A 12,950-nucleotide genomic window follows, 5' to 3' on the forward strand; every position below is an offset into this window, starting at 1 on the left:
TCCTGGTCAGGTCCGGGTGGCGGCGAGCGCGGAGAGCAGCACGAGGTCGACGTCCTCCAGGCTGCCGAGCACCACCACCCCCGGTTCCTCGGGGATCGGCACGGTGGACGGGACCGCGACCGCCCGGCACCCGGCCGCGAGCGCGGCGGCCAGGCCGACGGGGCTGTCCTCCACCACCACGCAGTCCCGCGCCGCCACCCCCAGCCGCTCGGCCGCCCGCAGGTACGGGTCGGGCGCCGGCTTGGTCCTCGCGGTGTCCTCCGCCGCCACGGTCAGCGCGAACCAGTCCGCGCCCAGGGCACGCAGCACCACGTCCACCACCCGGCGCGGCGAGGCCGTCACCAGCGCGGCCGGCACGCGGGCGTCCCGCAGTTCGGCGAGCAGCCGCAGCGCGCCCGGCCGGGGGCGTACCTCCTCGGCGACCAGGGCGGCGAAGGCGGCGTCCAGCTCCCGCGTGAGCCGCGCCTCGGCCAGGTCGGCCACTGCCTCGGCGGCGGCCTCTCCCGTCGGCGCGGCTTGCCCGGCCGTCCCGCCGGTCACGCGGAGCAGGTGCCGTGCGGTGTACGCGGCCGGGCGGCCGAGCACGTCCGGCAGGTCGGCGTCGGTCGGCCGGTAGCCCATCCGCAGGGCGGCATCCTCGACGGCCCGCCACCACAGGTGCTCGGTGTCGACGAGGGTGCCGTCCATGTCGAACAGGACGGCGGCGGGCAGGGCGTCAGCGATACGGAGGTGCACGTGGTGCCGTTCGTAGAAGGGGCGGGGGGAGTGGCGAAGTGCGGGGGCTCCGGAACGTGTCGGCGCGCACACGTGACAGGGGCGGGGCCCCGGTGTGCGGACCCGCGCCCGGCCGCGGGGCGCGCACCGCGAGGGCGCGGCCCCGGCGCCGACCGGGACTCGCCCCCGTCGGCGCCGGGTGCGGTCCCGGTGCGGGACATGCCCCGGCCGGTCCCGGGCGCGGGGCACGCCCCGGCCGGTGCCGGCGGTGCGGCTCGGCCCCCGGCCGGGCGGGCGTCAGGGGCGCGGCCCGGCGCCGGGCGCGGCGCGGGTCAGGGCCTGCGGCCGGCCACCAGCACCGGGCGGTCCGGCAGGGTGACCGCCGCGGGGGAGCCGACCGGCAGCGCGGCGGCCTCCTCGGTGGGCAGGTCGGCCTTGGCCTCGGCGCCGTCCGGGAGCCGCACGGTCAGCCGGGTGACCGCCCCGAGGAAGGAGGCGGCCACCACCGTGGCGGCCCCCCGCGGGTCGGCGGACACCCGCAGCGCCTCCGGCCGGACCAGGGCTTCCAGCGAGCCGGCGGCGGGCATCTCGCCCGCCACCGGGAGCCGCCGCCCCAGCACCTCGACCTGGCCGTCCGGCGCCCGCAGCGCCGGGATACGGCTCATCGTGCCGATGAACTCGGCGACGAAGGCCGTCGCGGGCCGCGCGTACAACTCCGCCGGCTCCGCGACCTGTTCGAGCCGCCCGGCGCGCAGCACCGCGACCCGGTCGGCGATCGACAGGGCCTCCTCCTGGTCGTGCGTGACGAACAGGGTGGTGATCCCGAGGTCCTGCTGGAGCCGGCGGATCTCCTCGCGCAGCGCCAGCCGCACCTTGGCGTCGAGCGCCGACAGCGGCTCGTCCAGCAGCAGCACGCGCGGCTGGAGCGCCAGGGCGCGGGCGAGCGCCACCCGCTGCTGCTGCCCGCCTGACATCTGGTGCGGGAAGCGGTCGGCCAGCTGCCCGAGGCCCACCAGGTCGAGCAGTTCGGCCGCCCGGCGCTGCCGCTCCGCGCGGCCGGTGCCGCGCATCTTCAGCCCGAAGGCCACGTTGTCCACGGCCGAGAGGTGCGGGAAGAGGCTGTAGGACTGGAAGACCATGCCGGTGCCGCGCCGGTGGGCCGGCACCTTGGTGATGTCCTCGCCGTCGACCAGCACCTCGCCGGTGTCGGGGTGCTCGAACCCGGCGAGCATCCGCAGCGCGGTGGTCTTGCCGCAGCCCGACGGGCCGAGCAGCGCCAGGAGTTCGCCGGGCCTGGCGGTCAGGTCCAGGCCCTCCAGCGCGACCGTGGCCCCGAAGCTGCGGTGCAGGCCGCGGAATTCGACGGTGGCGCCGGCGGCCGCGCCGAGCGGGGGGCGGATGTCTACTGCGGTCGCGGTCACGGCTTCTCCTGGACGTCGGTCGGTGCCGCTGCGTCGCGGCGGTTTGAGCGCGCGGGACGCTGCGAGCGCCCGCGTCCGGCGGCGGCGAGCAGCAGCAACAGCACCCAGGTGAGCACCAGGCTGAGCACCGAGACCGACACCGAGACCTGGGCATTGCTGCCGCCCAGCGACACGATCCACACCGCGAACGGCTGGTAGCCGAGGATCGAGGCGACGGTGTATTCGCCGAGCACCAGCGCCAGGGTGATGAACGCGGTGTTGAGCAGGGCGCCGCGCAGGTTGGGCAGCACCACCTCGACGACGGTCCGCGGCCAGCTCGCCCCGCAGTTGCGGGCCGCCTCCACCAGCGTGGCGAGGTCCAGCGCGCGCAGCCCCGCGTCCAGCGTCCGGTAGGCCAGCGGCAGCGCCATCAGGACGTACGCGAGCAGCAGCACCACCGGGAAGTCCGGGTTCTGGATCTCGTTGAAGGTCTGGAAGAGCGGGGTGTTCGCGAAGTCGTCGGGGCCCCACCGCAGCACCGAGCTGATGCCCGCGGTCAGCGCCACCGCGGGCACCACCAGCGGCAGCGAGCAGAGCACCTCCACCAGCACCCGCAGCCGAGGCGCGGTCAGCCGTACCGCGACCAGCGCGGGCACGAGCAGCAGCAGCGTGACCGCGATGGTGGCGCCGGCCAGCTCCAGGGACAGCCGCACGCTGGTCCAGAAGCCCTCGGTGCCGAAGATGCCGGTGTACGAGCTGAGCGTGAAGCCCTCGCCCGGCACGTCCACGGTGAAGAGCACCGAGGCGGCCATCGGCCCGAGGAAGTAGACCACCGCGACCAGGCCGACGAGGCCGCGCCACAGCCGGGGGCGGCCGCGGCGGCGGGCAGCGGCGGGCGCGGCGGTGTCCGGCGCGGTGGCGGACGGGGTCAGCGCAGCCATCGCGCGCTCCTTCGCTGCAACGGGATGTAGACGGCCATCACCAGGCCGGCGATCACGATCATGTCCAGGCTCAGCGCGAGCGCCACATTGCCCTGGCCCGCCAGGACGTTGCCGGACAGGGCGTTGGCGATCTGCAGGGTGATCAGCGGCACCGAGCTGCCGACGATCGCGGCGGCGGTCGCGTACGCGGCGAAAGCGCTGCCGAACAGCAGCACGAACCCGCCGGCCAGTGACGGCGCCAGGACCGGCAGCGCCACGTGCGTCCAGTACTGCCGGGTGGTCGCGCCGCTGTTCTGCGCCGCCTCGCGCCACTGGGCCCGCAGGCCGTCGAGGGCGGGCGTGATGGTGAGCACCATCAGCGGCACCAGGAAGTACAGGTAGACGAGCGTCAGGCCGGTGAAGGAGTAGAGGCTCCAGCCGTGCGAGGTGAGGTCGAGCGAGCGGGTCAGCTCGCCGGAATTGCCGAGGGTGGCGACGAAGGCGAAGGCCAGCGGCACCCCGCCGAAGTTGGCGAGCACCCCGGAGGCGGCGAGCACGGCCTCGCGCAGCGCGCGGAAGCGCGAGGTCACCACCGCGTGGGCCAGCGGCAGTCCGAGCAGCACGCCGAGCGCGGCGGTGAGGGCGGACAGCTTGACGCTGCCCCAGAGCGCGGTGAGGTAGGCGCCGTGGACGGACCGGCTGATGTTGTCGGTGGTCCAGTGCACGCCGTCGGGCGAACCGGGCGCGGTCTTGAACGCGTTGGTGACGATCGCGAAGGCCGGCAGCCCGAAGACGACCGCCACGAAGACGATCAGGGGCAGGACGGCGAGCCAGCCGGTGGCACGCGGCCTGCGGCGGACGGCGCCCGAGCGCGGGGCGGGGGTGGCGGCAGCCGGGCCGCCGCCGGCCTCCTCGGGGGAGGGGCCGGCGGCGGTCGACGGCGTCGCGGCGCGAGCCGTGGTCATCTCGCGGTCAGCTCACGGCCTTGGCCCAGCCGGCGAGCACGGCCTTCTGTGCCGCGTCGGTCTGGGCGGAGGTCGGGAAGACCGGGGTGCCGGTCACCGCGGGGAGCGCCGCGGCGGCGGTCTGGTCGATGGTGCCCTTGGCGGCCATCGCGGTCATCTCGACCGGGCGCGAGAAGCCCTGGAGCCACAGGTTCTGGCCCTCGGGGCTGTAGAGGAACTCCTCCCACAGGCGGGCGGCGGCCGGGTGCGGGGCGTACTTGTTGATCGCCTGGCTGTAGTACTGGGCGTACTGGCCGTCGGAGGGCACCGAGACCTTCCAGTCCAGGCCCTTGGCGGCGAACTCCTTGGCGTAGCCGGCGTTCAGGTAGTCCCAGTCGATGCTGATCGGGGTCTCGCCCTTCTCGACGGTCGCCGGGGTGGACTCCACCGGGTTGAAGTTGCCGCTCGCCTTGAGCTTGTGGAAGAAGTCCAGGCCGGGCTGGATGTCGTCCAGCGAACCGCCGTTGGCGAGCGCCGCGGCGAAGACGCCGCCGAAGGCCGAGCCCGACTTGGTCGGGTCGCCGTTCAGCGCGACCTTGCCCTTGTACTCGGGCTTGAGCAGGTCGGCGAAGGTGGCGGGGCAGACCTGGACGTGCTTGGCGTCGCAGCCGATCGAGACGTAGCCGCCGTAGTCGTCGTAGCGCAGGCCGGTCGCGTCCTTCTGGCCGGCCGGGATGTCGTCCCAGGTGGTGACCTTGTAGGGGGCGAGGATGCCCTGCGAGGCGGCGCTGAGCGCGAAGGAGTTGCCGAGGTCCACCACGTCGGGGGCGCGGTCCTGGCCCTTGCGGGAGGTGATGGCGTTGATCTCGTCCTGGCTGGCGCCGTCGGGGTTCTCGTCGGCGACCTTGATGCCGTACTTCTTCTCGAAGGCGGCGATGAGGGCCTTGTAGTTGGCCCAGTCCGGCGGGAGGGCGATCGCGTTGAGGGTGCCCTCCTTCTTCGCGGCGGCGACGAGCGCGTCCATGCCGCCGAGGTCGGCGGCGGACGTCGCGGTCGCCGCGCTCTTGCCTCCGCCGGCACCGGAGCCCGCGGTGCCGGAGGAGGAGGACCCGCAGGCGGTCAGGGCGAGGGCCGCGGCGGTGAGTCCGACGGCCACGGCAGCGGCGCGGACACGGGGGGCAGTCACGGGAGGTTCCTCCTGAGGGAAACGGTCTTCGGGCAGCAGGGATGCGCCCGGCCGCCGTTGAATGCCAAAGGTTGGCTGTACAACTTCCGCCAGTACGCCCGACGCCGGTGGCGGGAAGATGAACGGCGACACTCCTGCCGGTGCATGGGGCAGGAATGTCGCCGTCCGGTTGCGGCCGGTCCGCTACGGGATGCCGCCCGGTGTCCACGAGCGGGTAGGGTCCAGCGGGGCGTCGGTGCGCCACCGTGTCGAGTCGGCCGAGGAGGGACCTTGCAGGGTGGCAGTGCGGGGCCCGTGAAGGGCACCCTCTACCGCGAGGTCGCGGCCGATCTGCGTCAGGCCATCGCCGCCGGCGCCTACGGCTCGGGCGGCCGGCTCCCCGCCGAGAGCACGCTGGCCGAGCGCTACGGCGTCTCGCGCGGCACCGTCCGGCAGGCCCTGGGCGCGCTGCGCGCCGACGGCCTGGTCACCTCCCGGCGCGGCACCCGGCGCGTGGTCCTGGGCACCACGCCGGTGCAGAGCTTCGCCGAACTCGTCAGCTTCACCAGCTGGGCCCGCTCCCTCGGCGAGGAGCCCGGCGGCCGGGTGGAGCGGCTGGAGCGGCGCCCCGCCGACGCCCGCGAGTGCGAGCAGCTGCGGGTGGAGCCCGGCGCGCAGGTCGTCTTCGTGCTGCGCGTACGCACCCTGTCCGGGCGGGCGGTGATGGTCGAGCGGACGGTCTACCCGCTGTGGATCGGCGAACTCGTCGCCCGCATACCGGCTGACGCCGTGTCGCACACCGAACCCCTCCAGGAGCAGGGCGTCGTCTTCGCCGACGCCGACCACACCATCGACCTCACCGCCGCCGACGGCGACGACGCGCGGCTGCTCGGCTGCGACGCGGGCGACGCGCTGCTGCGCGAGCGCCGCCGCAGCACGGACCCGGTCGGGGCGCCGGTGGAATGGTCGGAGGACCGCTACCTGCCCGGCACCGTCGCCTTCACCGTGCACAATTCGCTGGCGGCCTCCGCGCTGGGCCGCCGCCACCGCAGGCCGCCCGGCGCCCAGGAGATCTGAGCGCCGGGCGGGATCGTCGTGTACGGGCGGGCGTGTGCCCGGACGGGCCCTGCGTCCGCGTGAGGGCGGCCGGTCGGAGGGCGACCGGTCGGAGGGCGGCCGTCAGTCGCCCCGGAGCAGGGACGTGAGCAGCGGGCGGAAGTGCGCGAAGTCCGGGCCGTCGGCGCCCGGTTCCTTCGCGGCCTCGTCCCAGCGGCGGACGGCCACCGCGTCCCGCGCGTGCGGCAGGCGGGCGAAGGCCGCCGCCTCCTGCGCGGTCATCGGGCCGCCCTGCACCTGGAGGGTGTATTCCGAGGCCGCCGAGAGCCGCTCCCGGTAGCCCGGCTCGACCGCGCACAGGTACCGCTTGGCGGCCACGTGCAGCCGGACCGGCTCGGTGACCTCCGGTCCGAACCAGCGCGCGAGCAGGTCGGCGCCGCTGTGGCTGTGCCGGTTGTCGTTGCCGGCCATCAGCTCGGCGCCCGTCACCTCCGCACCGTCGAAGTGGCCGATGTCGTGCAGCAGCGCGGCGGCCACCAGGTGCGGCGCCGCGCCCGCGGCCTCGGCGAGCGCTCCGGCCTGGAGCATGTGCTCGGCCATCGTCACCTCCTCGCCCAGGTATTCCGCCGCGCCCGAGCCCGCGAACAGCTCGGCCAGCGGGTCGAGCGTGTCGGCGCGGCGCAGGACGGCCAGCGTGCTCGCGACCGCGTCCAGGTCGGCGTAGCAGCCCTGGAGGTGCCGGGACGCGCTCCCCTCGAAGGCCGTCCTGGCGTGCAGCAGCCGGGTGTTGTCGAAGATCAGGCAGTCGCCGGGGGCGAGCCGGAAGTCCAGTTGCAGGCCGGGCCGCAGCAGCAGCTCGCCGAAGGCGCGGTAGGCCGCGTAGAAGGCGTCGAGCTGCTCGGCGGGCAGCCGCAGCGTGCCGATCGAGCGGTTGTTGAACCGCACCTCGCGGATACGCCCGAGGCCGTCCACGCCGATCAGCGGGCGGTCGGCGCGCAGCTCGGTCCGCGCGTCGCGGAAGACGAAGGGCACCGGCACGCGGGTCAGCACCTCGAAGGCGGCCGGGTCCTCGGCCCGCAGCAGCGCGGCGGCGGCGAAGCCGTCCACCAGGCCCGAGTCGCCGCCCTCCGCGGCGTTCTCCAGGCAGTGCAGCAGCTGCACGGTGGGGACGGGGTCCCGGTAGGGGTTGTCGGTGTGCGGGGTGATCCGGGCGGAGGTGAAGGCGAGGTTGTTCGGGTCGGGCTCCACCCGGACGTCGAAGAGCCGGCCGTAGTTGGTCTCCCGGACGAAGCCGAAGGTCCCGGCGACCGCGAGCACCTGGCCGTCCCGCCGCGGCACACCGTGCAGCAGCGCGAAGCCCAGCCGCTGCACCGCGGCGAGCACCCGGGCCCGCTCGGCGGGCGCGGCCTCGTACGTGTCCCAGTCCGCCGCGGGGATCCGGCCCGCCAGGTCGGCCGCCCGCCACAGCTCCTTGCCCGCCTCGGTCCTGTGGTCCGAGCTGCAGGCGGGGCCGGGGCGGTTGGCGTGCAGCCAGCGCGCCGGATACCGCGAGCGGTGCCCGTCGGGCGCCCACTCCACCTCGACGGCGCCCTCCGCGTCCCGCGCCGTTCGCACCGCGAGCCCGGCGGGCAGCTCGGTGACCTGGAAGAGCTTCTGCCCGGAAAGCGGGTCCCGGCAGTCCCCGCACGGACAGTTGTCCCGCAGCCAGATCGCGGGCAGGGAGCCGACGGGGGCCGCGGCCCCCGGTTGTGCCGTCATGGTGCTCTCTTCTCGTACGCCAAGTTGTATAGCCAACTTCTCCCTTCCGGGTGAGCCGCCGGTGAGCCGCGCCCCATCCCCGGGTGACGGGCGGGTGAAGAGGAGGCCGCCGTGCCGGAGCCGTCGCCGGAACCCGGGGGTGGCTGTATCGTTTTTCGATAACATCGATAAACGATATGGGGGCGGTCATGGCGAGGGTGCGCAGTCCACTGGAGCCCATGGCGGGCGCGGTCAGGGCCATCGTGACGCTGTTCGCGGTGCTGGCGGTCGGGGCGGTCCTCGGATCGGTGCTCGTGCACGGCGCGCATCCGCGCTTCCTCGGCATCGGCGACAGCTCCTTCTGCGTCCCGGACACCTCCACGACGGTCGGCGGCAACGACCCGGCGCTCCGGGAGCTGGCGCACGCGCCGGGTGCCGTGGTCGTCGCGGACGCTCATCCGAGCTACTGCACCGACGACCCCGGCACCGCCCAGAGCCTGCTCCACGTCGCGAAGCAGCTGCCGCCCTTCGTCTTCACTGTCGGAGCGCTGCTGCTGGTCTTCCGGCTGATCAGGGGCGCGGAGGGGGCCGACCTCTACACCACGCGGACCGCGCAGCGGCTGCGGGCGCTGGGCTGGTGGCTGCTGGCCGGCAGTGTGCTCAGCGCGATAGCGGTGTCGGTCGCCGGGCAGGCGCTCGTCGACTCGCTGGACCGGGGCGGCCACGCCGGTATCGTCGGCGCACTCATGTCGTGGGACGTTCCCTTCATGGCGATCCTCACCGGCCTCGGCGTCCTGTCCTTCGCACGGGTCATGCGCGTCGGCGTCACCATGCGCGAAGACCTCGACGGAACGGTCTGATGTCCGAGGACAAGGAGGAGCACGCGATCGAGGTCCATCTCGACCGCCTGCTCGAAGAGCGGGGCATGACCCTGGCCGAACTCGCGGAACGGGTCGGCGTCACGCACGTCAACCTGTCGATCCTCAAGAACGGCCGGGCCAGGGCGATGCGGTTCACCACCCTGACGCGGATCTGCGAGGTGCTGGAGTGCCAGCCGGGGGATCTGCTCAGCCACCGACCGGACCCGGGGGCCTGAGGAGGGGGCGGTCAGCCGGGCAGGAGCTGCTGGCCGCCGTCGACGTCGTACGTGGCGCCGGTGAGCGCCTCGTTGCCCATGATGTGCAGGGCGAGGGCGGCCACGTCCGCGGGGACGACGACCCGGCGGATCGGCAGGGTGCCGCGCAGCTCCTCGCGCCGGGCTTCGAGCCGGTCGCCGAGCAGGGCGGCGGACAGCGGGGTGTCGACGAAGCCCGGGGCGATGAGGTTGGCCCGGATCGGCGCGAGTTCCAGGGCCAGGTTGGCGGTGAGGGCGGGGAGGGCCGCGGTCATGGCGGTCACGACGGACAGGCCCGCGCCGGGGCGGCGGCCGCCGGTGCCGCCGACGAAGAGCAGCGAGCCGCCGGGCCTGATCTTGTCGCGGGCGGCGAGGGCCACAGCGAGGGTCATCGCCATGCGCTGGGCGAAGGCGCTGGTCACATCGGCGATGTCCAGATCGTCCAAGGGGGTGTACGCCGGGCTCCCCGCGGTGAGCAGGACGTGGTCGATCGGCCCCGGCAGCTCCTGGAAGAACCGCGTGAGGCGGTCGGTGTCGTTCGCGTCGAAAGCGGCCGTGCCGACGGGCCGGAGTTCGCGGGCGGCCTTGTCGAGCCGTTCGGGATTGCGGCCGACGAGCACCACGTCGCCGCCTCCGGCGCGTACCTGGCGGGCCGTCTCGAATCCGATGCCCGCGCTGGCCCCGATCACCACGACGGTCTGGCCGGCGATGGCGGACGGGACGGACGTTCCCTGCACTCCTGGCTCGGTGGCCATGGCTCTCCTCCGCGCTCGCGTGACGCCTGCGGTCCGGTCCACCCCATCCTTGCGCGCGGGGGCGGCGGCCGCCTGTCGGCGGACCCGGCGGCGCGGGCCGCCGCTGTCCACTGAAAGGGGGAATCGCGGCCGCACGGCCCCGGGGAATCGCGGCGGCCGCGGGGCCTGCCCCTACGGTCGGGCCATGAGCGACGACGCGCAGTTCCAGGTGCAGGAGGTGTCACCCTCCTACTGGCAGGTGACGTTCACCAACGGGGAGGTCAATCTGTACGACGTCGACAGCGTCGAGCAGCTGGCGGACCTGGTGACCCGTATCGAACAGGCCGAGGACCTCACCGTCGTGGTCTTCCGCAGCGGCAATCCCGACTTCTTCATGGCCCACTGGGACATGCTCTCCGACCAGGCGCGGGTGGCGGCCATGCGCCCGGGGCCCACCGGACTGCACCCTTACGCGGACAACCTGGTCCGGCTGAGCCGGGTGCCCGCGGTGACCGTCACCGCGATCGACGGGCGGGCCCGGGGGGCGGGCAGCGAGTTCGTCCTGGCCACCGACATCCGCTTCGCCGGGCCAGGGGCCGTCCTCGGGCAGTTCGAGGTGGGCGTGGGATCGGTTCCCGGGGGCAATCCGATGGGGCGGCTGGCCCGCCTGGTGGGTCGCGGCCGGGCGATGGAGATCATGCTGGGCGCCGACGACTTCCCGGCCGGGCTGGCCGCCGCGTACGGCTACGTCAACCGGGTCCTGCCGGCCGGCGAGCTGGACGGCTTCGTCGACGCCTTCGCCCGGCGCGTCGCGGGCTTCGACAAGGTGGCGGTGGCCGAGGCCAAGGCCCTCCTCGACGCCAGCGTGCCCGTCCCCGACGAGGAGTCCGCGGCCAGCCTCGCGACCTTCTTCCGCACCTCGGGCCGCCCGGAGAACGCCGACCGGGTGCGCCGCCTCTTCGACCGCGGGCTGCAGCGTCCTGACGGCGCCGAGATCGACCTCGGCCGGCAGGTCGCCGAGCCGGCCTGACCCCCCCGGGGGGGCGGCCGCGCCGTGGGGAGACCGGGCCGGGACTGCCGCCCGGCGGGCGTGCGCGGACCGCCAAGCCGGGGCCAATCCGGGTCGGCTTCCCGGGCAATAGGCGCGGCCTAGGATGCGTTCCGCGGTCCGGCGACCACCGCCGGGACGGCTGCACCGTTAAGGAACTGCCCCAACGGAGGTGACCGCCGTGGAGAACGTCGTAGTCGAACTGCCGCCGGACCTTGCGCAGTTGGAGGTGCCGGGGCCCGGGACGGCGCAGTCGGCGGCGCCGCCGCCGACCGCCGCCGACGAGGAGGCCTGCGCCAGGCTGCTGGCGCGCGTCGACCGGCGGATCGAGGACCTGCTGAGCGCCGAGGCGGCGCGCTGGGGGGCGGTGGACGCCCGGGTGGCGGTGCCCGTCGCGGCGGTCGCCGAGCTCTACGCGGCCGGCGGCAAGCGGCTGCGCCCGCTCTTCTGCGCCATCGGCTATCTGGCGGCCGGCGGCACCGCCGACGGCAGCGGCGCGGACGCGGTCGTCGACGCGGCGGCGGCCCTTGAGCTGCTCCAGGTCTTCGCGCTCATCCACGACGACATCATGGATAATTCCTCCAGCCGGCGCGGCGCCCCGACCGTCCACGCGCGGCACGCCGACGTCCACGCCCGGCACGGCTGGGCGGGGGAGTCCCGCCGGTTCGGCGAGGGCGTCGCCATCCTCGCCGGGGACCTGGCGCTCACGTACGCGAACCGCTTCGCGGGCCGGCTGGACGGCCCCGCCGCCGAGGTGTGGCACGAGCTGGTCACCGAGATGATCACCGGCCAGCAGCTGGACATCGCGCTGGCCGCCGAGGTGGAGCCGGACCCGGTGCTGGCCCGCTGGGTCGCCGTCGGCAAGTCCGGCCGCTACACCATCCACCGCCCGCTGGCCCTCGGCGCGGCCATCGCCGGACGCCCGGGGCTGCACGCGGTCTTCGAGGCGTACGGTGTCGCGGCCGGCGAGGCCTTCCAGCTGCGGGACGACCTGCTCGACGCCTTCGGTGACGAGGCGGCGACCGGCAAGCCGACCGGTCTCGACCTCAGCGAGCACAAGATGACGCTGCTGGTCGCGCTGGCCGCGGCCAAGGACCCGCTGGTCGCCCGGCTGGTCGGGGACGGGCGCCGCGCCGGATGGGACCCGGTGCGGCTGCGCCAAGCGCTGCTCGCCTCCGGCGTCCGCGCGGACGTCGAGGAGCAGATCGACGCGCTGGTCGCGGACGCCCGCGCGGCGCTCGCCGACTCGCCCGTGCCGTACGGCTGGCGGCTGCGCCTTGAGGAGCTGGCCCACAAGGTCGCCTACCGCGACCGCTGACGACGGGCCCTGAGGGCTGTCCCGTAATCCGCGGTGGACCCAGCGCGCGGCGTCAGATGCGGTAGATCGCAAGGCGAAGGGTCGCCCTCGTACCGGGTCGTGTTCGGACGAGCCCGACAACGCGGCGAGGCGCCGTGGCTGTCGTCGCGCGCCCGCCGGGGATTAACGGGACAGCCCTCAGACGGCCCCGTGGTACATCACGCCGAGCACCAGGGCGGCGATCGCGGTGGCCAGGAAGACGATGCCGCCGACGATGTCACGCGAGCCGACCCGCAGGTGGGCGATGATCGCGCCGATGAAGTAGAGGATGAGGCCGCATGCGGCCAGGGTCCCCAGGATCGGCACCCGGAAGCCGGCCACCAGGCCCAGGGTGCCCGCCGCGAGCAACCCGCCCAGCACGGGGACGTACTTGCGGGGCAGGCCCTTCATGTCGGCCTGGGTCTTGGGGTATTCGTGGCCGATCAGGTAGGTGACGGCGGCGGCACCGTTGAAGACCGCGCCGAGGATGGTCACCGTGACGTAGGCGGCGAACACGATTTCTCCGCTTCTGTGGGAGCAGTCGGCATCGGAAAGCTGCCTGCGTGTCGATGATCGTAGCCGCTTGGGCAAGCGTGACCCCAGGTCGGTCCGGTGGCCGTAACCGGGTTGTAATCAGCGGCGATCGGCGTTGGCGCAAGAGCGGAACCGGTCGCGCGGGCTTTGCGGAATCCGGGCCCGGGAGAGCTTTCCCTCCGTTCGCCCGGCCACGTTTCCCTGGCGCTTGTGTGAGGCAACCATACGGTGATGAAACGGAGTTGGGC

General features: G+C 74.3%; 13 protein-coding genes. 5 read left to right on the plus strand and 8 right to left on the minus strand.

Annotated features, from left to right (window positions below; genetic code table 11):
• Positions 1–6: 6 nt before the first annotated feature.
• From OG900_23965 to OG900_23985, 5 genes are all read right to left on the minus strand, one after another.
• Positions 7–735, minus strand: a complete 729-nt coding sequence (locus OG900_23965) for an HAD family phosphatase (protein ID WUH92860.1) — start codon at positions 733–735, stop codon at positions 7–9.
• 311 nt (positions 736–1,046) lie between these two features.
• The gene (locus OG900_23970; protein WUH92861.1) at positions 1,047–2,135 is read right to left on the minus strand and encodes an ABC transporter ATP-binding protein; all 1,089 of its coding nucleotides are present in this window, start codon (positions 2,133–2,135) and stop codon (positions 1,047–1,049) included.
• Positions 2,132–2,926 carry an ABC transporter permease subunit gene (locus OG900_23975; protein WUH95896.1) on the minus strand — a complete coding sequence of 265 codons (795 nt, stop codon included), beginning with the start codon at positions 2,924–2,926 and terminating at the stop codon, positions 2,132–2,134. Before OG900_23975 ends, OG900_23970 begins: the two co-directional genes overlap by 4 nt.
• Before the next feature lie 116 nt (positions 2,927–3,042).
• Complete coding sequence (locus OG900_23980) at positions 3,043–3,999, minus strand: ABC transporter permease (GenBank protein ID WUH92862.1); 957 nt, start codon at positions 3,997–3,999, stop codon at positions 3,043–3,045.
• Between the two features lie 7 nt (positions 4,000–4,006).
• Positions 4,007–5,164, minus strand: a complete 1,158-nt coding sequence (locus OG900_23985; protein WUH92863.1) for an extracellular solute-binding protein — start codon at positions 5,162–5,164, stop codon at positions 4,007–4,009.
• Positions 5,165–5,434: 270 nt separating this feature from the next.
• On the opposite strand from OG900_23985, the gene OG900_23990 reads away from it, so the two are divergent.
• Entirely contained in the window at positions 5,435–6,220 is a 786-nt protein-coding gene (locus OG900_23990; protein WUH92864.1) for a GntR family transcriptional regulator, read from the plus strand.
• Positions 6,221–6,322: 102 nt separating this feature from the next.
• On the opposite strand, the gene OG900_23995 is transcribed toward OG900_23990, so the two are convergent.
• Positions 6,323–7,957 (minus strand): TauD/TfdA family dioxygenase, encoded by a 1,635-nt coding sequence (locus OG900_23995; protein ID WUH92865.1) that lies wholly within the window; start codon positions 7,955–7,957, stop codon positions 6,323–6,325.
• Between the two features lie 197 nt (positions 7,958–8,154).
• Here OG900_23995 and OG900_24000 point away from each other — a divergent pair, with 197 nt between their 5' ends.
• Both OG900_24000 and OG900_24005 read left to right on the plus strand, forming a co-directional pair.
• On the plus strand, positions 8,155–8,796 hold the full coding sequence (locus tag OG900_24000; GenBank protein ID WUH92866.1) for a DUF2975 domain-containing protein: 642 nt from the start codon (positions 8,155–8,157) through the stop codon (positions 8,794–8,796).
• Positions 8,796–9,032 carry a helix-turn-helix transcriptional regulator gene (locus OG900_24005; protein ID WUH92867.1) on the plus strand — a complete coding sequence of 79 codons (237 nt, stop codon included), beginning with the start codon at positions 8,796–8,798 and terminating at the stop codon, positions 9,030–9,032. Before OG900_24000 ends, OG900_24005 begins: the two co-directional genes overlap by 1 nt.
• A gap of 11 nt (positions 9,033–9,043) precedes the next feature.
• On the opposite strand, the gene OG900_24010 is transcribed toward OG900_24005, so the two are convergent.
• Complete coding sequence (locus tag OG900_24010) at positions 9,044–9,805, minus strand: SDR family oxidoreductase (protein ID WUH92868.1); 762 nt, start codon at positions 9,803–9,805, stop codon at positions 9,044–9,046.
• Positions 9,806–9,989: 184 nt separating this feature from the next.
• On the opposite strand from OG900_24010, the gene OG900_24015 reads away from it, so the two are divergent.
• Together OG900_24015 and OG900_24020 are read left to right on the plus strand one after the other, a co-directional pair.
• Entirely contained in the window at positions 9,990–10,814 is an 825-nt protein-coding gene (locus OG900_24015) for an enoyl-CoA hydratase/isomerase family protein (protein WUH92869.1), read from the plus strand.
• Positions 10,815–11,013: 199 nt separating this feature from the next.
• Positions 11,014–12,150: a polyprenyl synthetase family protein gene (locus OG900_24020; protein ID WUH92870.1), complete on the plus strand. Its 1,137-nt coding sequence runs from the start codon at positions 11,014–11,016 to the stop codon at positions 12,148–12,150.
• Between the two features lie 177 nt (positions 12,151–12,327).
• Here OG900_24020 and OG900_24025 read toward each other — a convergent pair whose 3' ends face one another.
• Positions 12,328–12,684, minus strand: a complete 357-nt coding sequence (locus OG900_24025; protein ID WUH92871.1) for a DoxX family protein — start codon at positions 12,682–12,684, stop codon at positions 12,328–12,330.
• Positions 12,685–12,950: the final 266 nt, after the last annotated feature.

The organism is Streptomyces sp. NBC_00433, assembly GCA_036015235.1.
Lineage (GTDB): Bacteria > Actinomycetota > Actinomycetes > Streptomycetales > Streptomycetaceae > Actinacidiphila.

Bases quoted from the DNA above. Each gene is read 5' to 3' on its own strand.
- OG900_23975 (WUH95896.1), bottom strand. From the start codon at position 2,926: ATGGCCGCCTCGGTGCTCTTCACCGTGGACGTGCCGGGCGAGGGCTTC.
- OG900_23995 (WUH92865.1), bottom strand. From the start codon at position 7,957: ATGACGGCACAACCGGGGGCCGCGGCCCCCGTCGGCTCCCTGCCCGCG.
- OG900_24005 (WUH92867.1), top strand. From the start codon at position 8,796: ATGTCCGAGGACAAGGAGGAGCACGCGATCGAGGTCCATCTCGACCGC.
- OG900_24010 (WUH92868.1), bottom strand. From the start codon at position 9,805: ATGGCCACCGAGCCAGGAGTGCAGGGAACGTCCGTCCCGTCCGCCATC.
- OG900_23980 (WUH92862.1), bottom strand. From the start codon at position 3,999: ATGACCACGGCTCGCGCCGCGACGCCGTCGACCGCCGCCGGCCCCTCC.
- OG900_24015 (WUH92869.1), top strand. From the start codon at position 9,990: ATGAGCGACGACGCGCAGTTCCAGGTGCAGGAGGTGTCACCCTCCTAC.